We start from the raw sequence: 23,931 nt of genomic DNA on the forward strand, positions 1-23,931 counted from the left end.
TCGAGGAGTACGGCCGCCACACCGGTCACGCCGACCTGCTCCGCGAGGCGATCGACGGCGTGACCGGCGAGGACCCCCCCCCCCGCGGGGCCCCCCCCCCCCCCCCCCCCGGGGGGGGCCCCCCCCCCCCGCCATTTCTGCTGACTCGGCACCGCGGGACCGATAGACGGCCCCGATCGGTGGGTACACCCCGCCTCATTGACACCGGCGCGACCGCGCCACAAGGCTGGTCGCCACCTCGCGACCGACTCACCGGACGAGGACGCGCGAACATCCTCGGGAGGGGCGCGAGATGAACCGGTACCTGAAGGACGTGGACCCGGCGGTCTGCTGGGGCTCGGCGGTGCTCATCGCCGGTTTCGTCGCCTGGGGGCTGGTCGCCCCGGACAACCTCGGCACGGTGATGGGCGAGGCCACCGGCTGGGTGGTCGGCAACTTCGGCTGGGCGTTCATCCTGATCGCGACCGGGGTGCTGCTCCTCTGCCTCTACCTCGCGCTCTCGCCGTGGGGGAAGATCAAGCTCGGGCCGGACGACTCCACTCCCGACTTCCGGACCTTCTCCTGGGTCTCGATGATGTTCGCGGCCGGGCTCGGGGCGGGGCTGCTCTTCTATGGGATCGCCGAGCCGGTGACCCACTGGGCCAACCCGCCGCACGGCCTCGCCGAGCCGGAGAGCGAGGAGGCGGCGCTGACCGCGCTGCGCTACACCTACTTCCACTGGGGCTTCAACGGCTGGGCGATGTACGCCGTCCTCGGTGGCGCGATGGCCTACTTCGCGTTCCGCAAGGACCAGCCGGTCCTGGTGAGCGCGACCTTCACGCCGATCCTCGGCCCGGACGCCCACCAGAAGCCGATCGGCCGGCTCGTCGACGCGCTGGCCATCGTCGCCACCCTCTTCGGTACGGCGACCGCGCTCGGTCTGAACGGCCTGCAGCTCAACAGCGGACTGGACTACCTGCTCGACGTACCCAAGTCGAACGGCGTGGCGGTCGCGATCATCGTGGTCGTCACGGGCCTGTTCATCCTCTCGGCGACGTCGGGGGTCGAGAAGGGCATCAACTTCCTGGCCAACCTCGGCTCGGTCGCCACGATCGTGCTGTTCCTGTTCTTCCTGGTCGTCGGCGGCTCCACGGTGCTGGTCATCAGCAACGGCATCGAGTCGATCGGCGACTACGTCATCCAGGTGATCCCGATGTCGCTGGAGACCGGCGTCGGCGACGAGAAGTGGATGGCCAACTGGACGATCTTCTACTGGGCCTGGTGGGTCTCGTGGGCGCCCTTCGTCGGCATGTTCGTCGCCCGCATCTCCCGCGGGCGGACCATCCGCGAGTTCATCGTGGGGGTGGTCGCGGCGCCGACCGGCTTCGGTTTCATCTGGTTCGCCATCGTGGGCGGCACCGGCATCGAGCTGCAGCGCAGCGGCGAGGTCGACGTGCTCGGAGCACCGCTGGAGCTGTCGCTGTTCACCGCCCTCGACGTCCTCCCGCTGCCGGTGATCAGCTCCGCGCTGTGCATCATCCTGATCGCGCTGTTCTTCATCAGCGGCGCGGACGCCGCCTCGGTCGTGATGGCCACGATGGCGTCCCGCGGGTCGATCACCCCGTCGCGGATCGTCGTGGTCGTCCTGGGCGTGCTGATGGGCGGCATCGCCTGCGCGATGCTGCTCGTGGGCGGCCTGACCGCGTTGCAGCAGGCCGCCGTCCTCGGGTCGGTGCCCTTCACCGTCGTGCTCGTCGGCGTGGCCTACTGCTGGGTCAAGGCGCTGCGCGAGGAGGGCCGCGCGACCCCGACGACGACCGAGCAGGAGCGCGAGACCACCGGGAGGAACGCATGACCGAGCGCCGCAACCCCTTCGAGGGCGTCACCGACCTGTTCAGCGAGCTGGCCCGGGTCCGCTCGACCGGCGTGCACGGAGGGCCCGAGCACGCCCTCACCCCGGCCGAGCGGACGCACGCCTCGGCGTGGGTGCCGGCCACCGACATCCTGGCCCGCGGCGAGGACCTGGTGATCCGGGTCGAGCTGGCCGGCGTCGACCCCGAGGACGTCGAGCTGAGCTTCAGCCACGGCGTCCTCACCGTGTCGGGGGCCCGCCCTCAGGACGCCTCCGAGGACGGGGTCGAGTTCCTCGTCCGCGAGCGCTTCTACGGTGCCTTCCGCCGGACCATCACGCTGCCCGAGGGCACCGACCCCGACCAGATCCACGCCGAGTTCGACGATGGGCTGGTCGAGGTCACGGTCAGCAACGGCGTCAGCCCGGCCGACAGCACCCGCATCGCCCTCACCGACAAGTCGTCGGGCAAGACCTCGCGGACCGTCGGACGCGACTAGCCGCCGGTCGAGGTGCGGAGGCGCCCCGCGCCTGGCCTCCAAAGCCCCGTGAGCCCCCATCGGCCCGGGACCACCGGCAGCTTCTCGGCTCACCGGGTTTCGAGGCTCGCTTCGCTCGCACCTCAACCAGCGTCAGGGGCGTCAGGCGTCGGCCGCGATCCGGAACCCGAGGTTGCCGGTGCTGTCGTCGGGCGACTGCACCTGCCGGGCGGAGACCCGGTAGCGACGGCAGTACGACGCATGGCACAGGTACGACCCTCCGCGGCTGACCGTCTCGGCGCACCACTCCCACACGTTGCCGGTGGTGTTGTGCAGCCCGTATCCGTTGGGCTCGTAGGCGTCGACCGGGCAGGTCCCGGACCAGCCGTCCGCGGCCGTGTCGCGGGTCGGGAAGTCGCCCTGCCACACGTTCATCCGGTGCTCCCCGCCCGGCTCCAGCTCGTCCCCCCAGGGGAACGGCCGGCCGGTCAGACCACCGCGGGCGGCGTGCTCCCACTCGACCTCGGTGGGCAGCCGGGCGCCGCGCCAGGCGGCGTACGCCTCGGCGTCGAGGCGGGAGACGTGGACGACCGGGTGGTCGGTCCGCGCCGCGACGGAGGACTGCGGGCCCTCCGGGTGCGCCCAGTCGGCGCCCTCGACCTGGCGCCACCAGGGGGCCGCCGCCACGCCGCGGGTCGGCGGGAAGTCGTCGGGCAGGAAGGGGCCGAAGACGAACGACCAGCCGTACCGCTCGGCGTCCGAGGTGTGCCCGGTCGCGGCGACGAAGGCGGCGTACTCGGCGTTGGTCACCGCGCACCGCCCGATCCGGTACGGCGCCAGCGCGGCCTCGCGCACCGGCCACTCCTCGGGGTGGTCGGGGTCGTCGCTGCCGACGAGGGTGGGGCCGCCGGGGATGAGGAGGAGGTCGTGGTTTCGAGACGGTTGCTGCGCAACCTCCTCAACCACCGGGGGCGGCGGTTGCTGCGCAACCTCCTCAACCACCGGGGGCGCCGGGCGCTGGTCGTCCGGGTCGCGGGATGGGGCGCAGCAGCTGCTCACTGGTGGACCATCACCGCGCGGGCCCGGCCGGGGTCGTCACCGGTGGGGGCGGCGACGCCGTCGAGGTCGAAGCGGACCCGGTGGATCAGTCCCTCGAACCGGTTGTGGACCGGCCGGTAGTCGTCGGTCACGGGCGTGCCGCGGTCGACGCCCACGTTGAAGGTCTCGTCGAAGGAGAAGTAGTAGGCGGTGGTGACCGGGATCGTCCCGGTCCCGACGGCGACCCCGTCGACCTCGAGCGTCACCGAGGCACCGCTTCCGGGCGGGCCGCCGTCGTACGAGAAGCGGATGACCAGGTCGTGGCGGCCCGGCGTCATCGGCGCGGTGCCGCGCACCGTGGTCAGGTCGCGGCCGGCGAAGTTGTAGGCGTAGTGCGGGATGCCCTTGACGACGTAGAGCGACCAGCCGCCGAAGCGGCCGCCCTGCGCCACCACGACCCCGTTGGTGCCGGTGTGTACCTCGAGGTCGGCGGTGATGGTGTGGGTGCGGTTCTTGACGTTGGGCGCGGCCTCCTCCGACAGCCGGCGGACCCGCGGCCCGAACGACAGCTGGGAGCGGCCGGCGTGCAGGTCGAGTCGGCCCGCGACCTCGGGGTTCTCGCGCTCGGTGACCCGGGCGTCGAGCGGCAGCACGTGGTGCTTCTCGGCCTCCTCCAGGAACACCTGCTGCAGCTCGGCCAGCCGCTCCGGGTGCTGCGCGGCCAGGTCGTGAGCCTGGCTCCAGTCGGTGTCGAGGTGGTAGAGCTCCCACACGTCGTCGTCGAACGACCTGTCGCCCGAGCCGACCATCTCCCAGGGCGTGCCGTGCCGGGTCACCGCGGCCCAGCCGTCCTGGTAGATCCCACGGTTGCCGACCATCTCGAAGTACTGCGTGCCGCGCCGGTCGGGCGCGTCGGGGTCGGCGAAGGTGTAGCGCAGGCTGGTGCCCTCGATCGGCTGCTGCTCGACGCCCCCGAAGGTCTCCGGCGCGGGCAGGTCGGCGGCCTCCAGGATGGTCGGCAGCACGTCGATGACGTGGTGCCACTGGTGGCGGATCCCGCCGCGGTCGGCGATCTCGCGGCCCCAGCGCACGATCATCCCGTCGCGGATGCCACCGAGGTGGGAGGCGACCTGCTTGGTCCAGGGGTACGGCGTGTTCATCGCCAGCGCCCAGCCCACGGGATAGATCGGGTACGTCGACGCGGACCCCAGCTCGTCGAGCCGCGCGGCCATGTCGGCCGTGTCGTCCTGGATGCCGTGGCCGACCAGGTGCTCGCGGAAGGTGCCGCGCGGGCCGCCCTCGCCCGAGGCGCCGTTGTCGCCGAGCAGGTAGAAGAACAGCGTGTCGTCGAGGACGCCCATCTCGTCGAGCGCGTCGACGAACCGGCCCACCTGCACGTCGGCGTGCTCGGCGAACCCGGCGTACGTCTCCATGAACCGGGCCGCGACCCGCTTCTCGGTCTCGTCGAGCTCGTCCCAGTGCGGCACGCCCTCGGCCCACGGCGCGAGCTCGGCGTCCTCCGGCACGATGCCGAGCTCCTGCTGGCGGGCCAGGATCTCCTCGCGCTGCGCGTCCCAGCCCTGGTCGAAGCGGCCGGCGTACTTGTCGCGCCACTCGGGGGCGACGTGGAACGGCGCGTGCGTCGCGCCGAGCGCGAGGTAGGTGAAGAAGGGGCGCTCGGGGGTGATCGCCTGCTGGTTCTCGACCCAGTCGATGGCGTGCTCGACGAGGTCCTCGGAGAGGTGGTAGCCGTCCTCGGGCATCCGGTCCGGCTCGACGGGGTGGCGACCCTGGTAGAGCTGCGGGTACCAGTGGTTCATCTCGGCGCCCATGAAGCCGTAGAAGAAGTCGAAGCCCTCCCCCATCGGCCAGCGGGTGAACGGCCCGGACGGGCTCACCTCGACCGGCGGGGTCTGGTGCCACTTGCCGAACGCCGCCGTGCAGTAGCCGTTGCCGCCGAGGATCTGGGCGATCGTCGCCGCGCTGGCCGGCCGGTAGCCGTGGTAGCCCGGCTCCGGCGTCGACATCTCCGACGTCACGCCCATCCCGACCGAGTGGTGGTTGCGGCCGGTCAGCAGCGCCTGCCGGGTCGGCGAGCACAGCGACGTCACGTGGAAGCGGCTGTAGCGCAGCCCGTCCCCGGCCAGTCGCTCGGCGGTCGGCATCTCGCAGGGGCCGCCGTACGCCGAGGAGGCGCCGTACCCCATGTCGTCGATGAGCACGATGACGACGTTGGGCGCGCCCTTCCCCGGTCGCACCGGGCCGATCGGCCGGGCCGAGGTGTCGACATCGAGCGGGAGCTGGGTGCGGTCCGGGCTGGTCATGGTGGGCTCAGCCTAGAGACCGGGCGCGGCGCTCAGTCGTTGCGGCGCACCCGGATCGTCGGACTCACGTCGCCCTTGCAGCCGGCCTTGCGAGCCACCTTGGCGAAGAACCGGCCCTCGGTGCCGGTGTTGCCGGTCGACCAGACGTAGCGGCCGCCCTGCAGGTCGGTGGTGTCGGTCGCCCACAGGTGCGGCTCGCCGGCGACCAGCTTGAAGACCTTGACCGTCCGGTCCTGGGCGCAGCGCTTCGGACGCGTGCTCCGTACGACGCCGGACATGTCGGTGCCGTCGGCGGTGATGGTGACGGTGACCTTGGCCCGGGCGGGCGCAGCCGGCGCGGCCTGTGCCGGCGCGGCCGCGGTGATGAGTCCGGCGGCGAGGACCGCCGCGGTGGTGAGGACCGAGAGCTTCATGACGCACCTTCCCGGGGCGAGTCTCGCCCCTTCGAGGCTGAGGAGCGGGCGGGGCGGCCCCCGATACATCCGCCACCTGCGGAACGACGGAGAACCCGCCGGGACCCCTCAGAGGTGGTCGGGAATGATCAGCGCATCCGGGTCCTGGCGGGGCGGGACGTGCTCGAGCACCGTCTTCACCAGCGCCACTCGGGCGGCGAGCTGCATCTTGCGCTTGAGCCGGCCGACGTCGCCGAGGGTGCCCTCGACCGCCTCGGTGACCTGGGCGTCGGTGAAGGTCGGGCGGGTGCCGATCTCGACGTCGACATCGGGCAGCGCGACGAGGGTGGCGAGCACCTGGGTGCCGAGCGAGTCGAGCAGCTGGTAGCGCTGGAACCGGGTCAGGCCTTCCCAGACCTCGTCCTTCTTGTCGGCCTTCCCGCGTGCGGCGACCAGCTTCGCCGCGCCGGTCAGCCCCTCCGTCATCTCCCGCTCGGTGAACCGCATGGGCCTATTGTCGCGGGTCGGCGATCCGGTGGCTGGAGCCTCCCCCGGGGGGCCCGGTGAGTTTCATCGGCTAGCCGATGAAACTCACGCCGGGACGATGAACCTTTGTCGTCCCGCCGGGAGGTTCATCGGCCAGCCGATGAAACTCTCCCCCCGGCCCCCTCAGCCGCTCACCTTGGCCAGCCGCAGCCAGGTGTCGACGACCGTGTCGGGGTTGAGCGACATCGACTCGATGCCGCGCTCCAGCAGCCACTCGGCGAGGTCCGGGTGGTCGGAGGGGCCCTGGCCGCAGATGCCGACGTACTTGCCGGCGTCGCGGCAGGCGGTGATGGCCAGGTCGAGCATGTGGAGTACGGCGGGGTCGCGCTCGTCGAAGCCGTCGGCGACCAGGCCGGAGTCCCGGTCGAGGCCGAGGGTCAGCTGGGTCATGTCGTTGGAGCCGATCGAGAAACCGTCGAAGTGCTCCAGGAACTGCGAGGCGATCACGGCGTTCGACGGCAGCTCGCACATCATCACGACCTGCAGGTCGTTCTCGCCGCGCTTCAGACCGTGCTCGGCCAGCAGGTCGATGACGCCACGCGCCTCCTTCAGGGTGCGCACGAACGGGATCATCACCTTGACGTTGGTCAGGCCCATCTCGTCGCGGACGTGGCGCAGCGCCTCGCACTCCATTGCGAAGCACTCGGCGAAGTCCTCCGACAGGTACCGCGAGGCGCCGCGGTAGCCGATCATCGGGTTCTCCTCGTCGGGCTCGTAGCCCTCGCCGCCGACCAGGTTGGCGTACTCGTTGGACTTGAAGTCGCTCATCCGCACGATCACCGGCTCGGGTGCGAAGGCGGCCGCGATCATCGAGATCCCCTCGGCCACGCGCTGCACGAAGAACTCGCGCGGGCCGTCGTACGCCGCGATGGTCTCCTCGATGTCGGCGCGCAGCCCGTCGTCGAGCGCGGTCGGGTCGGCGGCCAGGTCGAGCAGGGCCTTCGGGTGGATGCCGATCTGGCGGTTGATGATGAACTCCAGGCGGGCCAGGCCGACGCCCTTGTTGGGCAGCCGCGAGAAGGCGAAGGCCTGCTCGGGGGTGCCGACGTTCATCATGATCTTCACCGGTACGTCGGGCATCGAGTCGAGCTCGGTGCGCTCGACGTCGAAGTCGAGGAGGCCCTCGTAGACCAGCCCGGTGTCACCCTCGGCGCAGGAGACGGTCACCTCGCGGCCGTCGGCCAGGGTCTTGGTGGCCGAGCCGGTGCCGACCACCGCGGGGATGCCGAGCTCGCGGGCGATGATCGCCGCGTGGCAGGTCCGCCCGCCGCGGTTGGTGACGATGGCCGAGGCCCGCTTCATGATCGGCTCCCAGTCGGGGTCGGTCATGTCGGCGACCAGCACCTCGCCGGTCTCGAACTCGTGCATGTTCTCGACCGACGTCAGCACCCGGACGGCGCCCGCACCGATCTTCTGGCCGATCGCGCGGCCCTCGACGAGCACGTCGACGCCGGTCGCGGCGCCCTTCGGCATCTTGTAGCGCTCGAGGGCGCCGGTCACGCGCGACTGCACGGTCTCGGGGCGGGCCTGGAGGATGTAGAGCTGCCCGTCGACGCCGTCCTTGCCCCACTCGACGTCCATCGGCCGGCCGTAGTGCTCCTCGATCACCAGCGCGTGCCGGGCCAGCTCCTCGACCTCCGCGTCGGTCAGCGACAGCAGCCGCGAGTCGGCGGCGTCGACGTCGACGAACTCCGTCGTACGGCCGACCGCCGCGTCGTCGGTGTAGACCATCTTGGTGGCCTTGCCGCCGACGCCACGCTTGAGGATCGCCGGTCGCCCCGCGCGCAGGGCGGGCTTGTAGACGTAGAACTCGTCGGGGTTCACGGCCCCCTGGACGACGCCCTCGCCGAGGCCGTACGCCGACGTCACGAACACGGCGTCGGTGAAGCCCGACTCGGTGTCCATGGTGAACAGCACGCCCGAGGAGCCGATGTCGGAGCGGACCATCCGCTGCACGCCCGCGGACAGGCCGACGTCGGCGTGGGCGAAGCCGTGGTGGACGCGGTAGGCGATCGCCCGGTCGTTGTAGAGCGACGCGAAGACCTCCCGGATGGCCTGCAGGATCGCGTCGATCCCGCGGACGTTGAGGAAGGTCTCCTGCTGGCCCGCGAAGGAGGCGTCGGGGAGGTCCTCGGCCGTGGCGCTGGAGCGTACGGCGAACGACGGCTCGCCCTCGGTCTCGGCGGCCAGCTCGTCGTACGCGCGACGGATGTCGGCCTCGAGGTCCTCGGGGAACGGCTGCTCGACGACCGCCGTCCGGATCTCGCGACCGACCTCGGCGAGGCGTCGTACGTCGTCGGTGTCGAGGCCGTCGAGCAGGCCGGCGATCCGCTCCTTCAGCCCCGTCTCCCCGATGAAGCGGTGGAAGGCGTCCGACGTCGTCGCGAAGCCGTTGGGCACCCGGACGCCGAGGTCGGACAGCTGGGAGACCATCTCGCCGAGGGAGGCGTTCTTGCCGCCGACCTGCTCCAGGTCGGCGAGGCCGAGCTCGGAGAACCACCGGACGTTCGTGTTGGTCATGACGACTTCCCTTCGGACTGCCGGCGCCGGGACCGGGCGTCGGACTTGAGGGTCTGCAGGATCAGCGCGGAGATCTCCTCGACGGACTTCGCCGACGAGTCGATGACCGGAAGGCGGTGGGCCTTGAACAGCTCGCCCGCCCGGCGCAGCTCCCAGCGACACTGCTCGGGAGACGCGTACCGACTGTTCGGGCGACGCTCGTTGCGCACCCGGCTGAGCCGGTCGACGGTGGTGACGAGACCGAAGCAGCGCTCCAGGTAGGGCTGCACCGGCTCCGGGAGGTCGTCGGCCTCCAGGTCCTCGTCGACCAGGGGGTAGTTCGCGACGAACAGCCCGTGCTGGAGGGCGAGGTACATGCTGGTCGGGGTCTTGCCGCAGCGCGAGGGCGCCAGCAGGATCACGTCGGACTTCTCCAGCGCCCGCAGGCTCTGGCCGTCGTCGTGCTCGATGGTGAACTCGACCGCCGCCATCCGCGAGTTGTAGCGCTTGATGTCGCCGACGCCGTGCAGCCGGGCGGCCTCGCGGACCCCCTGCTGGCCGATGATCGTCTCGACCTTCGCCATGTGCATCTCGAAGAAGTCGATGAGCGGCGCGCGCGTCTGGTGCAGCTCGGCCCGGACCTCGTCGGTCGCCGCCGTGCAGAACACCAGCGGCGTGATCGGCCCGTCCATCGCCTCGTCGAGCTGCGCCACCACACGGCGGGCGTCGTCCACGGTGTGGATGAACGGGATCAGGGTCCGCTCGAACCGGGTGTCGGGGAACTGGATGAGCAGCGCGTTGCCCATCGTCTCCGCGCTGATGCCCGTGCTGTCGGACAGGAAGAACACGGGTACGACGTCCTGCTCATCGTCCATCGCGCCGTCCTCCGGGTGGGGTGTCCCGCAACCTACTCGCTGATCCCACCCAGTACCCCGGGTGTCCCGTGTCGGAGACGTCACATGGACAACGGGTCCCCCACGCCGGTCGAGGCGCGACCCCCACCGCTGGTTGAGGTGCGAGCGAAGCGAGCCCCCCACGGTGGTTGAGGTGCGAGCGAAGCGAGCCTCCACGGTGGTTGAGGTGCGAGCGAAGCGAGCCTCCACGGTGGTTGAGGTGCGAGCGAAGCGAGCCTCGAAACCCGTCTTGCCAACAGTCGGCCTCAACCCAGACCGACTCCCACCCCACCGGGTTTCGAGGCTCGGGCCTAGCGGCCCTCACACCTCAACCAGCAATCAGGGCGACGCGCACCAGCGAACCCCAGTGCCAACGCAGCCCGACCCACGCTGGTCGAGGAGCGAGCGAAGCGAGCCCCAGTGCCAACGCAGCCCGACCCACGCTGGTCGAGGAGCGAGCGGAGCGACCCCCCCACGGTGGTTGAGGTGCGAGCGAAGCGAGCCTCGAAACCCGTCTTGCCAACAGCCGGCCTCAACCCAGACCGACTCCCACCCCACCGGGTTTCGAGGCTCGGGCCTAGCGGCCCTCACACCTCAACCAGCGTCAATCAGGGCGACGCGCACCAGCGAACCCCAGTGCCAACGCAGCCCGACCCACGCTGGTCGAGGAGCGAGCGGAGCGAGCCTCGAAACCCGTCTTGCCAAGAATCGGCCCCACCCAACACCGACACCCACCCCACCGGGTTTCGAGGCTCGGGCCTGGCGGCCCTCACACCTCAACCAGCGTGGGGCCCCGCACCTCAGCCAGCGTGGGGCACCGCGGCTCGACCGGCGTGGGGCACCGCGGCTCGACCGGCGTCAGTCGGGGTGACGGGTGGCGAGACCTCCGGCGTACGACGTGCCGCCGGCGAGCTCGGGGGCGAGCGCGGCCTGAAAGGCGTGGTAGACGTCCGGCTTGCCCGGCCAGACGGTCGCGGCGGGGCGGTTCTGGGCGTCGAGCTCATGGTGCCAGGAGCCGTGCTCGTGGTCGACGAAGCAGCGGTCGACGTACCCCCACCAGGTGGTGGCGGCGTCGGCCCAGCGCTGCTCGCCGGTCGCGTCGTGGAGGGCGTGGGCGGTACTGACGGCCTCGGCGGCGACCCAGTGCATCCGCTCGCGCACGACCGGCTGCCCGGACCAGTCGGTGGTGTAGACGAACCCGTCGGCGCCGTCGGCGGCCCAGCCGTCGGCGACCGCGCGGTCGGCGAGCTCGGTGGCGGCCTGGACCAGGCCGAAGGGCAGCACCAGCCGGGCCCACTCGAGACCGTGGCCGACGGTGGCGCCGTAGGGCTGGAAGGGGTGGGCGGGCTCGTCGCGGTGATGCTCGAGCAGGGGCTGCCACTGCTCGTCGAAGTGCTCGGGGATCCGCCAGTCGTTGGCCTCGGCCCAGTCCAGGACCTGGCTGGCGATCCGGCCGGCCCGGGTGTACCAGACCGAGTCGCTCGCGAAGCCGTCCCCGGAGGTGACGTCGGCGGCGGCGAGGTAGGCCTCGACGGCGTGCATGTTGGCGTTGACGCCGCGGTAGGGGTCGAGCTCGGTCCAGGTGCGGTCCCACCGGTCCACGACCAGCCCGGCCTCGTCGTCCCAGAAGTGCAGCTCCTGGGCGGTCAGCGCCAGCGCGACCAGCTCGTCGGCCCCGGGTACGTCGGCCAGCAGCGCCGAGCAGGCGGCCAGCAGCACGAACGCGTGCCCGTAGGACTGCTTGGAGTCGTCGACGACTCCGTCCGGGCCGACCGCGGCGTACCAGCCCCGGTGCTCGTGGTCGGCCAGATGGGTGAGCAGCGAGCTGACGCCGTGCTCGGCCAGCTCGGCGAGCTCGGCCGTATCGGGGCCGCCGGGCGCCGGCTCCTCCCCCGCCAGCACGGCCAGGGAGAAGACGTGGGTCATCCGGCAGGTGATCCACAGCTCGACCGGCTTCGTCGGGTCGAGCGCGCCCGTCTCGTCGAGCCAGCCGAAGCCCTGCTCGGTCCGCGAGCCCGCGGCGAACCGGAGCAGGTCGGCCCGCTGGGCCGAGAGGTACGACGGGTCTCCGGGAGTCACCCGGCCAGGCTACGGCCCTCGCTGGTCGAGCAGCCGGGCGAGGAACGAACACGGCGTATCGAGACCAACCGCCGGAGGGGTCTCGATACGCTCGCTGGCGCTCGCTACTCGACCAACGACGGGCCGCTCGCCGGCGCTCGCGCGAGAGACCAACGAGCCCACCGGCCCTCGCTGGTCGAGCAGCCGGGCGAGGAACGAGCACGGCTATCGAGACCAACCTGCGGAGGGGTCTCGATACGCTCGCTGGCGCTCGCTACTCGACCAACGACGGGCCGCTCGCCGGCGCTCGCGAGAGAGACCAACGAGCCCACCGGCCCTCGCTGGTCGAGCAGCCGGGCCAGGAACGAACACGGCGTATCGAGACCAACCGCCGGGGGGTCTCGATACGCTCGCTGGCGCTCGCTACTCGACCAACGAAGGGCGCTCGCTGGCGCTCGCGAGAGAGACCAACGAACGGTCGGCGCTCGCTACTCGACCGACGAGCCCGCCGCCTTCGCGAGGGCGCGGTCGAGCATGGCGAGGCCGGCGCGGGCGTCCTCGGCCGAGATGGTCAGCGGCGGGACGACGTGGATCCGGTTGAAGTTCGCGAACGGCAGCAGCCCCTCGGCCTTGCACGCGGCGATGACCGCGCCCATCGCCGGCGAGGAGCCGCCGTACGGCGCGAGCGGCTCGCGGGTGGTCCGGTCGGCGACCAGGTCCAGCGCCCAGAAGACGCCGGTGCCGCGGACCTCGCCGATCCAGTCGTGCCGGCCGGCGAGCTCGGTCAGGCCGGGGCCGAAGACCTCCTCGCCGAGAGCGGCGGCGTGCTCGACGACCCGGTCCTCCTCCATCGTGGTGATGGTGGCGACGGCGGCCGCGCAGGCCAGCGGGTGGCCGGAGTAGGTGAGGCCGCCGGGGTAGGGCCGGTGGTCGAAGGTCGCCGCGATCGCCTCGTTGATGGCGACGCCGCCGAGCGGGACGTAGCCGGAGTTGACGCCCTTGGCGAAGGTCAGCAGGTCCGGGACCACCGCGTCGTGCTCGACCGCGAACCACCTGCCGGCGCGGCCGAAGCCGGCCATCACCTCGTCGGCGATCAACACGATGCCGTGTCGGTCGCAGAGCTCGCGGACGCCGGTGAGGTAGCCGGGCGGCGGGACCATGATCCCGGCGGTGCCGGGGATCGACTCGAGCAGGATCGCGGCGATCGTGCCGGGGCCCTCGAGCGCGATGACCTGCTCGAGGTGCGCCAGCGCGCGCTCGCACTCCTCGGCCTCGGTCGTGGCGTGGAAGGCGCTGCGGTAGAGGAACGGCCCGAAGAAGTGCACGACGCCGTCGGAGGCGTGGTCGTTGGGCCAGCGCCGCGGGTCGCCGGTCAGGTTGATCGCCAGCTGGGTGCCGCCGTGGTAGCTCCGATAGCGCGAGAGCACCTTGTGCCGACCGGTGTGCAGTCGCGCCATCCGGATCGCGTGCTCGTTGGCGTCGGCGCCCCCGTTGGTGAAGAAGACCTTGTCCAGGCCCTCCGGGGTGTGCGAGGCGATCAGCCGGGCCGCCTCGGAGCGGGCGTCGTTGGCCGCCACCGGCGCGATCGTGCACAGTGTCGCGGCCTGCTCCTGGATCGCCTTCACGACCCGGGGGTGCTGGTGGCCGAGGTTGGTGAACACCAGCTGCGAGGTGAAGTCGAGGTAGCGGTTGCCGTCGCCGTCCCAGAGCCACGACCCGTCGGCCTTGGTCACCACCATCGGGGTGATCTCGGCCTGGGCGGACCAGGAGTGGAAGACGTGCTTGCGGTCGAGCTCGTAGGTGCGCTGCGGGTCAGTCATTCTGGGGGAACCCCAGCTCGAGGCCGCCGGTCGGCCGGTTGGCGGGGTCGATCCAGCGGGTCGTGACGACCTTGCCCCGGGTGAAGAAGTGGACGCCCTCGGAGCCGTGGGCGTGGGTGTCGCCGAAGAGCGAGCGCTTCCAGCCGCCGAAGGAGTAGTAGGCGACCGGCACCGGGATCGGCACGTTCACCCCGATCATCCCGACCTCGACCTCGTTCTCGTAGCGCCGGGCGGCGCCGCCGTCGTTGGTGAAGATCGCCGTGCCGTTGCCGTACTGGTTGCTGTTGACCAGCGCCACGGCCTCGTCGTACGACGCCACCCGCACCACGGACAGCACCGGGCCGAAGATCTCGTCGGTGTAGATGTCCATGTCGGGCGTGACGTGGTCGAACAGCGTCGGGCCGAGCCAGAACCCGTCGGCCGCGCCGGCGGCCTGCACCTCGCGGCCGTCGATCACCAGCTTGGCGCCGGCGGCCTGGCCGGCCTCGACGTACGACGCGACCTTGTCGCGGTGGGCGCGGGTGACCAGCGGGCCCATGTCGGACTCCTGCTCGACACCCTTGGACCCGTCGCCGATGACTAGCGTGCGGGTGCGGTCGGCGATCCGGGCCACCAGCTCGTCGGCGACCGGCTCGACGGCGACCAGCACGCTGATCGCCATGCAGCGCTCGCCGGCGCTGCCGTAGCCGGCGTTGACCGCGGCATCGGCGGCCAGGTCGAGGTCGGCGTCGGGGAGCACGACCATGTGGTTCTTCGCGCCGCCGAGGGCCTGCACGCGCTTGCCGTTCCGGCTGGCCTGCTCGTAGACGTACTCGGCGATCGGGGTGGAGCCGACGAAGCTGATCGAGGCGACGTCCGGGCTCTCCAGGAGCGCGTCGACCGCGACCTTGTCGCCCTGCAGGACGTTGAAGACGCCGTCGGGCAGCCCGGCCTCCTTCCACAGCTCGGCCAGCCAGAGCGAGGCGGACGGGTCCTTCTCGCTGGGCTTGAGCACCACCGTGTTGCCGGCCGCGATGGCGACGGGGAAGAACCACATCGGGACCATCGCCGGGAAGTTGAAGGGGCTGATGATGCCCACGACGCCGAGCGGCTGGCGGGTCGAGTGCACGTCCACACCGGTGGAGGCGCTCGGGCTGTGCCCGCCCTTGAGCAGGTGGGAGATGCCGCAGGCGAACTCGACGACCTCCTGGCCGCGGGCGATCTCGCCGAGGGCGTCGGAGTGCACCTTGCCGTGCTCGGCGGTGATCAGCTCGGCCAGCTCGCCCTTGCGGGAGTTGAGCAGCTCGCGGAACGCGAACATCACCTGGGTACGGCGGGCCAGCGACGTCGCGGCCCAGCCGGGCGCGGCGGCCTTCGCGGCGGCGATGACGTGGTCGGCGTCCTCGCGGCTGGCCAGCGCGACCTGGCCGCTGACCTGGCCGGTGGCGGGATTGGTCACGTCGGCCGTCTGCGTCGAGGAGCCGGCGTACGGCGCCCCCGCGGACCAGTGGGAGATCGTCATGGGCCCCATCCTCGGGCGTCCCCGCGCGGACTGCGCCCGACGGACCGTACGATTCCCAATAGCAAACCGACGATCTGTAAGGCGACCACGATGACCGACGTCACCCTGCGCGACGTGCTCGCCATGCCGGTGCTGCGGGCGGCCGAGCCGGTGCTGCTGACCGGGGCGGACGGGCTGGACCGGCGGGTGCGGTGGGTGCACGCGACCGAGCTGCCGGACATCGCCCCACTGCTGCGCGGCGGCGACCTGGTGCTGACCACCGGCATCGCGCTGCCGGAGGCCGAGGCCGGGTTGCGCGCCTTCGCCGAGAGCCTGGCCGAGGTGTCCGCCGCGGGCCTGATGGTCGAGCTCGGGCGGCGCTGGTCGGCCGTCCCGGACACCCTGGTCGCGGCCTGCACCGAGGCCGGGCTGCCGCTGGTCTGCCTGCACCGGGTGACCCGGTTCGCGGGGATCACCCAGGCGGTCGGCGAGCGGGTGGTCGACGAGCAGCTGGCCGAGCTGCGGGAGGCCGAGCGGGTCCACGAGACGTTCACCGCGCTCAGCCTCGCCGAGGCCGACCCCGGCGAGATCCTGGCCGCCGTGCAGCGGCTGGCCGGCGCGACGGTCGTGCTGGAGAGCGAGCAGCACCAGGTGGTCGACTACCTCGCCGGACCCGGCGACCCCGGCGAGCTGCTCGACGACTGGACCGCCCGCTCGGGTCGGGTGCCGCTGGCCGGCCGCACGACCTGGGACGAGCAGCAGGGCTGGCTGCTGACCCGGCTCGGCCCGCGCGAGCGCGGCTGGGGGCGGCTCGTCGTCGTCTCCCCGCGCCCGCCCTCGCAGCGGCTGGTGGCCATCGCGGAGCGCGGGGCCGCCGCGCTGGCCCTGCACCGGCTGCACGACCGGGACCGCGACAACCTGGTGCGGCGCACCCACCACGAGCTGCTCCTCGCCCTGCAGACCGACCCCGCCGCGGCGGACGTCGTACGACGCTGCGAGCTGGCGGGCCTGCCCACGACCCGGCGCTCGTACGTCGGCCTGACCATCCGGCCGCGCCCGGACGCGTCGCGCCGGTCCTCGGCCGGCGAGGTGCTCGCCGCCGCCGTGCACGCCGCCCACGAGGCCGGCCTGCCCGCCCTGATCTGCGAGATGGACCACGACGTGCGGGTGCTGCTCGCCGTCTCCCCGACGGCGTCCGAGGCCGTTGTCGACCGGCTCGCGACCGCGCTCCTGCGGCGCCACTCCGCCGTCGTTGGCGCGGGCCGACCGGCCGCCTCGCTGGCCACCGCCGACCGGACGCTGCGCGAGTCGCGGCAGGTGGTCGACGCGGTCCGCCCCGACCGGCCCACCGACCGTCCGGTGCACCGGCTCGAGGACGTGCACCTGCGTGGCCTGCTGACCCTGCTCGCCGACGACGACCGGCTGCGGCTCTTCGTCGCCCGCGAGCTGGAGCCCCTGCGCGAGCACGACGCCGCGCACGGCACCGAGCTGGTGGCCGCCGTGCGCGCGCTGCTGCTGCACCCGGCCGGCAAGGCCCAGGCCGCGGCGAGCCTGCACCTGTCACGGCCGGCGTACTACGCGCGGCTCGCGAAGGCCGAGGCCGTCCTGGGCGAGCGGCTGGACGACCCGGACATCCGGGTGTCGCTGCACGCCGCGCTGGTGGCGGCGGAGCTCGGGGTCTAGACGGTCACGCCCTGCGCGACGCGGCCCAGCGCGCGGGCGTGCGCCTCGGCGCTGTCGATGACCGGGATCGGACTGTCGCCGGGCCCGACCAGCAGGCCAATCTCGGTGCAGGCGAGCACGACGGCCTCGGCGCCCTGGGAGGCCAGGTCGCGGATCACGTCGAGGTAGGTGCCGCGCGACGCGTCCCGGACGACGCCCTGGGTGAGCTCGTCGAAGATGACGCGGTCGACCGCGGCGCGGTCCCGCGGCCCCGGGGTGACGGTGCCGACGCCGTGCCGGGCGAGGCGCTCGCTGTAGAACGGCTCCTCCATCACCCACCGGGCGCCGAGGATGCCGACCGTGCCCCAGCCGTGCTGCCGGGCCTCGGCGGCCACGGCGTCCCCGATGTGGAGCAGCGGTACGTCGAGGGCGGCCTCGACCTGCGGGGCGACCTTGTGCATCAGGTTGGTGCAGATCGCCACGGTGGTGGCGCCGCCGGCGACGCAGCGCCGGCCGGCCTCGATGAGCAGGTCGGCTGCCCGGTCCCAGTCGCCGCGCAGCTGGCAGTCGCGGATCTCCGCGAAGTCCAGCGACTGCAGGGCGATCCGGGCCGAGGCGTGGCCGCCGCGGCTCTCGGCGACCATCTCGTTGACGATCCGGTAGTAGGTCGCCGTCGAGTGCCAGCTCATGCCGCCGATCAGGCCCAGGGTCTCCATGCTCCTATGGTCCGCCGATCCAGCGATCCCAGGTAGCCTTCCATTGCTCAGAGCATCCCTTAGGTGATCTGATGGCCGGGTGGATCCGCGCCGCGTCCTGCTCTTCCGCACCGTCGCCCGCTCCGGCTCGCTCAGCTCGGCGGCCCGCGAGCTCGGCACCACCCAGTCGGCGGTCAGCCAGCAGCTGTCGATGCTCGAGCGCGAGGTCGGGTCGGCCCTGCTGCTGCGGACCAGCCGCGGGACCCGGCTCACCGAGGCCGGCACGATCCTGCTCGGCCGGGCCAACAGCGTGGCCAACGAGCTGCACCTCGCCGGCGAGGAGCTCTCCGCCCTCACCGACCTCCGGGCCGGGCGGGTCCGGCTGGCCGCCTTCCCGTCGGCCGCCGCCACCCTGGTCCCGCACGCGGTCCAGGAGCTGCGCGCGCTGCACGCCGGGGTCGTCGTCACGCTCGTCGAGTCCGAGCCGCCCGAGGCGTGGGCTGCGATGCAGACCGGGGACGTCGACGTCGCCGTGGTGTTCGGGTACGACGGTCAGCCGCAGGAGGACGGCCGGCTGGCCCACGTCCCGCTGGGCGCGGAGCCGACGTACCTGGTGGCCGGTCCGGACGCGGGCCTGCCGCGGCAGGTGACGGCCCGCTGGCTGGCCGGGCAGGGCTGGGTGGCCGGGTGCGAGCGCTGCCGCCAGCACCTGGTCGGCTGCTGCCGCGAGGCCGGCTTCGAGCCCGAGCTCCTGCACGAGAGCGACGACTACGTCGTGGTGCAGAACCTGGTGGCCCGCGGGCTGGGTGTGACGGTGCTGCCCCAGCTGGCCCTGGCCGCCTTCCGGCACCCCGACGTCGAGGTCCGCCGCTCGGCGTTCTTCGGCGGGCGGACCATCGGCCTGGTGCACCGCCCCGGCGCCGAGGAGGTCCCGGCGATCCGGGCGCTGATGGAACGACTGCAGGCCTCGGCGGCCGAGGTGCTGCGGGGCCGGCCGACCCGGGTGGGGGCCTAGCGCCCCGGGCTCAGGCCAGACCCTCCTCCGCGAGCACCCCCTGGGCGATCCGGAACGCCGTGTTGGCGTCGGGCACACCGCAGTAGATCGCGGTCTGGAGGAACAGCTCCTTCAGCTCCTCGACGCTCAGCCCGTTGCGGAGCGCGGCCCGCACGTGCATGGCCAGCTCCTCGTGGTGGCCGCGGGCGACCAGGGCGGTGAGGGTGATCAGCGAGCGGCTGCGCCGGTCCAGGCCGGGACGGGTCCAGATCTCGCCCCAGGCGTACTCGGTGATCAGCTCCTGGAAGTCGCGCGTGAAGTCCGTGGCGTTCGCGGTGGCCCGGTCGACGTGGGCGTCGCCGAGCACCTCGCGGCGTACGGCGAGGCCGGCGTCGTACCGCTCGCCGCGCTCGGCGGGGAGCGGCTCCCCGAGAAGGTGCTGGCGCAGCAGCGCCGCGACCTGCTCGGGCGCCTCGGCCGGGGCCAGGTGGGCGACGTCGGGGAGGACGACGAGCCGGCCGTCGCGGACCCTGTCGGCGATCTCCTCGAGCAGGGCCGGTGGGGTGGCGACGTCGTGTGCACCGGCGACGGCGAGCACGGGAGCGGTGATCTCGCCGAGCCGGTCGCGCACGTCGAAGTCGGAGACCACCTGGCAGACCTGGGTGTAGCCGGTGTCGTCGGTGTCCTGCAGCGCGCCCAGCAGGACGGAACCGACCTCCGGGTGGCGGTCGAGGAACCCCGGGGCGAACCAGCGCTCGGCCGAGCCGGCCACCATCACCGGCGTGCCCGACACGCTGACCTGGCCGATCCGGCCGGCCCACATCGCGGGGTCGCCGATCTTCGCGCCGGTGCAGAGCAGGACTGCTCCGCCGACCCGGTCCGGGACGTCGAGGAGCAGCTGCAGCCCGACCGCGCCGCCGACCGAGTCACCGGCGTAGAGGAAGGTGCTGCCCGCCTTGCCGCGCTGCTCGCACACGTCGTCGACCACGGCGAGCACCCCGCGGGCGAGCTCGGCCATCGTGAACTGCTCCTCCGGCACGGCCTTGTTGTGGCCGTGCCCGGGCAGGTCCCAGGCGAGCACGTCGAACACCTCGGTCAGGCCCGCGGCGCAGGCCGTCCACAGGGTGCTCGCGGAGGTGCCGAGCGAGGGGCCGAGGACCAGCAGCGGCAGGTCGGCGCGGTGGGCGGCGCCGGTCATCCGCACCGCGGTGATGGCGGGGATCATGGGTTCTCCTTCGATCGGGCGACGACGGCGTCGATGATCGCCCCCGCCTGCCCGAGGTAGGTCGGCGCGGGGTCGTGACCCGCGGCCTGGGCCATCGTGCGCTGCTCGGCGAGCACGCCGTCGCCCGCCGCCGCCAGCGTCGCGGCCATCCGGTCGGCGTGGACGACCAGTCCGTCGAGCAGGTCGGAGGTCTGCGAGACGGCGACCAGGGTGCGCCGGACCAGGTCGCGCAGCGTCGCCCACTCGGCGTGCCAGCCGCCGTCGGCGCGGTCGTCGACCTGGCTGGCGGCCGCCAGGTGCAGGGTCGCGGCGAGCTGGGGCGTGGTCAGCGCGGCCCGCCGTACCAGGACCGAGAGGACGGGGTTGGCCTTGTTCGGCATCGTCGACGAGCCGCCGCCGGAGCCCTCGGCGAGCTCGCCGATCTCGGGACGGCCCAGCACCAGGACGTCGTTCGCGATCCGCGCGCAGGCGTCGGTGCACCCGGCGAGCGCGTCGCCGATCCGGGTCACGGTCGCGCGGGTCGTGTGCCAGGGCAGCGCATCGAGCGGCAGGTCCCGCCCGAGCTCGACCATCGCTGCGCGCGTCCCCGCGGCCCCACCGAGCTGGTCGGGGAACTCGAGGCGTCGTACGTCGTCGCGGGCGTCGAGCACGGCGGTCAGCCACTGGGCGACCCGGAAGCCGAAGGTGGTCGGGATGGCGTGCTGGGTCAGGGTGCGGGCCACCATCGGGGTGTCACGGTGATCGGTCGCGAGCGCGGCCAGCCGGGCGACCACCGCGTCCAGGTCGTGTCGCAGGTCGGCGACCGCCTGCCCGGCCATCCGCACCAGCGCCGTGTCGACGACGTCCTGGCTGGTCAGGCCCCGGTGGATCGACCGGTCTCCGGTCGACTCGCGGAGCAGCTCGACGAGCCCGATGACCGGGTTGCCGCCGAGCTCGGACTCGTTGACCAGCCACTCCAGGTGGCGCTCGGCGTCGACGTCGGACAGGTCGAGGTCGGCCCACTCGGCCTCGAGCTCGACCATCACCGCGAGGAACGACTCCGACGTGAAGTGGTCGCCGGCCCGGTCGTCGCCGGGCCAGAAGAGGTCAGCCATGCAGTCAGTCTCGCGCGTGGCGCAGGAAGACGGTCTCCCCCTCGCCCTGCAGGCGGACGTCGAAGACGAACCCGTGCCGGTCCGGGCGGGCGACCAGGGTGTCTCGGCGCTCGGCCGGCACGGACTCGAGCAGCCGGTCGGCCCCGGGGTCCGGGAGGTAGGCGCGGGTGTGGAGCTTGTCCAGCAGGCCACGCGCGAAGATCGTCAACGCGAAGAACGGCGCCGCACCGGAGGCCGTCGGACCGGGCGCGACCGTGGTGAACGAGTAGCGACCCGCGTGGTCGGTCGACGCCCGTCCCCAGCCGGTGAACGTGAAGCCGTCCCGGCGCAGCGAGCCGGTCTCACGGGAGACCGCGCCGTCGGCGTCGGGCTGCCAGAGCTCGAGCAGCGCGTCCGGCACCGGCTGGCCGGCGCCGTCGAGGACCAGCCCGGACAGCCGGACCGCGCCCGGGCTGCCCGGCGGCACCAGCTCGCTGTCGCCGTCGTACGGGAGGGCGTAGCCGAAGAACGGGCCGACCGTCTGGCCGGGGGTCGGAGTGCTCACGCGTCCTCCATCGGGGTGCGGTGCGCGCCGGTGAGCACGATGTCCCAGCGGTAGCCGGTGCTCCACTCGGGCTGCGTCACGTCGTGGTCGTACGACGCCACCAGCCGCTCCCGGGCCGCCGGGTCGACGATGGCCTGGTAGATCGGGTCCAGCGCGAACAGCGGGTCGCCCGGGAAGTACATCTGGGTGACCAGCCGCTGGGTGAACTCACTGCCGAAGACCGAGAAGTGGATGTGCGCCGGGCGCCACGCGTTGCGGTGGTTCTTCCACGGGTAGGGCCCCGGCTTGATGGTGGTGAACCGGTAGACCCCGTCGCCGTCGGTCAGGCAGCGCCCGACGCCGGTGAAGTTCGGGTCGATCGCCGCGGGGTGCTGGTCGCGCTTGTGGATGTAGCGTCCGCCCGCATTGGCCTGCCAGACCTCGACCAGCTGATGCCGCACCGGACGGCCGTCGCCGTCGAGCACCCGGCCGGTGACCACCATCCGCTCCCCCACCGGCTCGCCGGCGTGCTGGAGGGTCAGGTCGGCCTCGAGCGGGTCGACGTCGGCGTGACCGAAGGCCGGCGACCACAGCTCGATCCCCTCGGGGTCGGCGTGGTGCGGGTCCTTGGTGGGGTGCCGCAGGATGCTGCTGCGGTACGGCGGGAAGTCGAGCCGCACCCGTTCCTCGGTCGGGCCCGCGTCGTCGTACGCCCGGGAGAGGGCCGCGATCTCGGCGCTGACCTCGGCCTGGGTGGTGGCCGCGGTGTCGGAAGAGGTTGCTGTCACGTCCCGGACCGTACGACGCCACCGACCCGCGCCATCCCGTTCGCCTTCCGCTCAGCGGAAGCCCGGCGCCGTCCGGCTCCCCCGCTCCTCCGCTGGTTGAGGTGCGAGCGAAGCGAGCCTCGAAACCCCTCTTGCCACAAGACGGCCGGGACCGAGGCCGACTCCCACCCCACCAGGTTTCGAGGCTCGGGCCTGGCGGCCCTCACACCTCAACCAGCGTCGCCCGACCCCGCCGCTGGTTGAGGTGCGAGCGAAGCGAGCCTCGAAACCCGTCTTGCCACAAGACGGCCTCCACCCAGGCCGACTCCCGCCCGGCGATGATGGCCCCATGGCCGGCGACGCGTCCCGCTCCGGCGCCTCGGTCACGAGCCGGGCGCTGGCGCTCCTGGGCGCGTACGACGAGGACCACCGCCGGCTCACCCTGACCGACCTGGCCGGGCGGGCGGGGCTGCCGCTGGCCACGGCGCACCGGCTGGTCGGTGAGCTGGTCGAGTGGGGTGCGCTGGCCCGCGCGAGCGACGGGCGGTACGTCGTGGGCCGGCGGCTCTGGGACATCGGGCTGCTGGCGCCGCTGAACGCGGGACTGGTGGAGGTGGCGTCGCCGTACCTCCACGACCTGTACGGCGCCACCCTGGCCACGGTCCACCTCGCGGTGCGCGACGGAGCCGAGGTGCTCTACCTGGACCGGCTGGCCGGGCACGCGTCGGTGCCGGTGCTGAGCACCGTCGGGTCGCGGCTGCCGCTGCACGCGACCGGGGTCGGCAAGGTGCTGCTCGCGCACGCGCCGGCCGACGTGCAGGCGGCGGTGCTGAGCGACCTGACCCGCGTCACGCCGTACACGGTGACCCAGCCGGGGACGCTGCGCCGCCAGCTGGCGCGCACGGTGAGGGAGGGCTGGGCGACCACGGTCGAGGAGATGAGCCTGGGCGCCTGCTCGGTGGCGGTGCCGATCCGGCGCGGACCGGACGTGGTGGCCGCGCTGGGCATCGTCGTCCCGTCCCTGAAGAACGACCGGCCGCGGCTGGTGGCCGCCCTCCAGGTCGCCGCGCACGGCGTCGGCCGGGCGATCAGCGGACTTCCGGTGACTGGAGCACCCACCTAGGTCTCACCGCCTGTGACGACGAACACTGGCGAGCATGCGAACCCGGGTGGCGATCGTCGGCGCCGGCCCGGCAGGCCGACGCCCACTCCGACACCGCGCTGCGGCGGGTCTGGCGCTGCACGCACTTCTCCTGGCGGATGACCACCATGCTGCTGCGCTGGGTCACCAGCAGCGAGGCCGGCGCCACCGGCCTGCCGAGAACTACGCCGAGCTGCCGATCGGCTCCTGAGCCGGCGCCAGGATGCCGCCCCGGCTCGCGTCGTCGGCCGCGTTCCGGTCGCCGGCGAGCCGCCCCACCCGCTGACCCGCCCCGAGGGCAGGGTCGAGGCGCACGGGTACGGCGGCCCGCGGGGCCGACTCCTTGCTGGCCTGCCACAGGAACAGGCACATCACGGCGACCACGGCGAGCGCCATCACCGCGAGGAACACCGCCCACCAGAGCGGGCCGAAGCTGAAGCTGCCGGGGTTCATCTCGTTCATGGCTCCAGCCT

20 protein-coding genes are annotated in these 23,931 nt (G+C 72.7%); 5 read left to right on the forward strand and 15 right to left on the reverse strand.

The window, feature by feature from the left end; translation table 11 throughout:
* Positions 1-292: 292 nt before the first annotated feature.
* Complete coding sequence (locus tag V7S47_RS22700) at positions 293-1,834, forward strand: BCCT family transporter (RefSeq protein WP_336563698.1); 1,542 nt, start codon at positions 293-295, stop codon at positions 1,832-1,834.
* On the forward strand, positions 1,831-2,328 hold the full coding sequence (locus tag V7S47_RS22705) for an Hsp20/alpha crystallin family protein (RefSeq protein WP_336563699.1): 498 nt from the start codon (positions 1,831-1,833) through the stop codon (positions 2,326-2,328). Before V7S47_RS22700 ends, V7S47_RS22705 begins: the two co-directional genes overlap by 4 nt.
* 141 nt (positions 2,329-2,469) lie before the next feature.
* Here the strand turns inward: V7S47_RS22705 and V7S47_RS22710 are convergent, their stop codons facing one another.
* The 9 genes from V7S47_RS22710 to V7S47_RS22750 all read right to left on the reverse strand — a co-directional run bounded on the left by V7S47_RS22710 (position 2,470) and on the right by V7S47_RS22750 (position 15,387).
* Positions 2,470-3,273 carry a formylglycine-generating enzyme family protein gene (locus tag V7S47_RS22710; RefSeq protein WP_336563700.1) on the reverse strand — a complete coding sequence of 268 codons (804 nt, stop codon included), beginning with the start codon at positions 3,271-3,273 and terminating at the stop codon, positions 2,470-2,472.
* Between the two features lie 89 nt (positions 3,274-3,362).
* Positions 3,363-5,669 (reverse strand): arylsulfatase, encoded by a 2,307-nt coding sequence (locus V7S47_RS22715; protein WP_336563701.1) that lies wholly within the window; start codon positions 5,667-5,669, stop codon positions 3,363-3,365.
* A gap of 32 nt (positions 5,670-5,701) precedes the next feature.
* Positions 5,702-6,082 (reverse strand): hypothetical protein, encoded by a 381-nt coding sequence (locus V7S47_RS22720; RefSeq protein ID WP_336563702.1) that lies wholly within the window; start codon positions 6,080-6,082, stop codon positions 5,702-5,704.
* Positions 6,083-6,190: 108 nt separating this feature from the next.
* Positions 6,191-6,568: a hypothetical protein gene (locus tag V7S47_RS22725; protein WP_336563703.1), complete on the reverse strand. Its 378-nt coding sequence runs from the start codon at positions 6,566-6,568 to the stop codon at positions 6,191-6,193.
* A 162-nt stretch (positions 6,569-6,730) separates the two neighbouring features.
* Positions 6,731-9,127, reverse strand: a complete 2,397-nt coding sequence (ppsA, locus tag V7S47_RS22730; RefSeq protein WP_336563704.1) for a phosphoenolpyruvate synthase — start codon at positions 9,125-9,127, stop codon at positions 6,731-6,733.
* Complete coding sequence (locus tag V7S47_RS22735; protein WP_336563705.1) at positions 9,124-9,981, reverse strand: pyruvate, water dikinase regulatory protein; 858 nt, start codon at positions 9,979-9,981, stop codon at positions 9,124-9,126. The genes ppsA and V7S47_RS22735 overlap by 4 nt, the downstream gene beginning before the upstream one ends.
* Before the next feature lie 876 nt (positions 9,982-10,857).
* Entirely contained in the window at positions 10,858-12,078 is a 1,221-nt protein-coding gene (locus tag V7S47_RS22740) for an AGE family epimerase/isomerase (protein ID WP_336563707.1), read from the reverse strand.
* 467 nt (positions 12,079-12,545) lie between these two features.
* Positions 12,546-13,877, reverse strand: coding sequence for an aspartate aminotransferase family protein (locus tag V7S47_RS22745; RefSeq protein WP_336563708.1), 1,332 nt, complete (start codon positions 13,875-13,877; stop codon positions 12,546-12,548).
* Positions 13,870-15,387: a CoA-acylating methylmalonate-semialdehyde dehydrogenase gene (locus tag V7S47_RS22750; protein WP_442945375.1), complete on the reverse strand. Its 1,518-nt coding sequence runs from the start codon at positions 15,385-15,387 to the stop codon at positions 13,870-13,872. The genes V7S47_RS22745 and V7S47_RS22750 overlap by 8 nt, the downstream gene beginning before the upstream one ends.
* Positions 15,388-15,468: 81 nt before the next feature.
* Here V7S47_RS22750 and V7S47_RS22755 point away from each other — a divergent pair, with 81 nt between their 5' ends.
* Positions 15,469-17,040 carry a PucR family transcriptional regulator gene (locus V7S47_RS22755; RefSeq protein ID WP_336563710.1) on the forward strand — a complete coding sequence of 524 codons (1,572 nt, stop codon included), beginning with the start codon at positions 15,469-15,471 and terminating at the stop codon, positions 17,038-17,040.
* Here V7S47_RS22755 and V7S47_RS22760 read toward each other — a convergent pair.
* A complete protein-coding gene (locus tag V7S47_RS22760; protein WP_336563711.1) occupies positions 17,037-17,735 on the reverse strand; it encodes an aspartate/glutamate racemase family protein in 699 nt (232 codons plus the stop codon). The genes V7S47_RS22755 and V7S47_RS22760 overlap by 4 nt on opposite strands.
* A gap of 79 nt (positions 17,736-17,814) precedes the next feature.
* On the opposite strand from V7S47_RS22760, the gene V7S47_RS22765 reads away from it, so the two are divergent.
* Positions 17,815-18,729 carry a LysR family transcriptional regulator gene (locus tag V7S47_RS22765; RefSeq protein WP_336563712.1) on the forward strand — a complete coding sequence of 305 codons (915 nt, stop codon included), beginning with the start codon at positions 17,815-17,817 and terminating at the stop codon, positions 18,727-18,729.
* Positions 18,730-18,739: 10 nt separating this feature from the next.
* On the opposite strand, the gene pcaDC is transcribed toward V7S47_RS22765, so the two are convergent.
* The 4 genes from pcaDC to pcaH are packed head-to-tail and all read right to left on the reverse strand — an operon-like array spanning position 18,740 to position 22,338.
* Complete coding sequence (gene pcaDC, locus V7S47_RS22770; RefSeq protein WP_336563713.1) at positions 18,740-19,933, reverse strand: bifunctional 3-oxoadipate enol-lactonase/4-carboxymuconolactone decarboxylase PcaDC; 1,194 nt, start codon at positions 19,931-19,933, stop codon at positions 18,740-18,742.
* Positions 19,930-21,027 carry a lyase family protein gene (locus V7S47_RS22775; RefSeq protein WP_336563714.1) on the reverse strand — a complete coding sequence of 366 codons (1,098 nt, stop codon included), beginning with the start codon at positions 21,025-21,027 and terminating at the stop codon, positions 19,930-19,932. Before V7S47_RS22775 ends, pcaDC begins: the two co-directional genes overlap by 4 nt.
* A 4-nt stretch (positions 21,028-21,031) precedes the next feature.
* Positions 21,032-21,571 carry a protocatechuate 3,4-dioxygenase subunit alpha gene (gene pcaG / locus V7S47_RS22780; protein ID WP_336563715.1) on the reverse strand — a complete coding sequence of 180 codons (540 nt, stop codon included), beginning with the start codon at positions 21,569-21,571 and terminating at the stop codon, positions 21,032-21,034.
* Positions 21,568-22,338 (reverse strand): protocatechuate 3,4-dioxygenase subunit beta, encoded by a 771-nt coding sequence (pcaH, locus tag V7S47_RS22785; protein ID WP_336563716.1) that lies wholly within the window; start codon positions 22,336-22,338, stop codon positions 21,568-21,570. The genes pcaG and pcaH overlap by 4 nt, the downstream gene beginning before the upstream one ends.
* 328 nt (positions 22,339-22,666) lie before the next feature.
* On the opposite strand from pcaH, the gene V7S47_RS22790 reads away from it, so the two are divergent.
* On the forward strand, positions 22,667-23,440 hold the full coding sequence (locus V7S47_RS22790) for an IclR family transcriptional regulator (RefSeq protein WP_336563717.1): 774 nt from the start codon (positions 22,667-22,669) through the stop codon (positions 23,438-23,440).
* 201 nt (positions 23,441-23,641) lie between these two features.
* Here V7S47_RS22790 and V7S47_RS22795 read toward each other — a convergent pair whose 3' ends face one another.
* Positions 23,642-23,920 (reverse strand): hypothetical protein, encoded by a 279-nt coding sequence (locus tag V7S47_RS22795; protein ID WP_336563718.1) that lies wholly within the window; start codon positions 23,918-23,920, stop codon positions 23,642-23,644.
* Positions 23,921-23,931 lie beyond the last annotated feature (11 nt).

Source organism: Nocardioides sp. CCNWLW216 (assembly GCF_037120545.1).
Taxonomy (GTDB): domain Bacteria; phylum Actinomycetota; class Actinomycetes; order Propionibacteriales; family Nocardioidaceae; genus Nocardioides; species Nocardioides lianchengensis.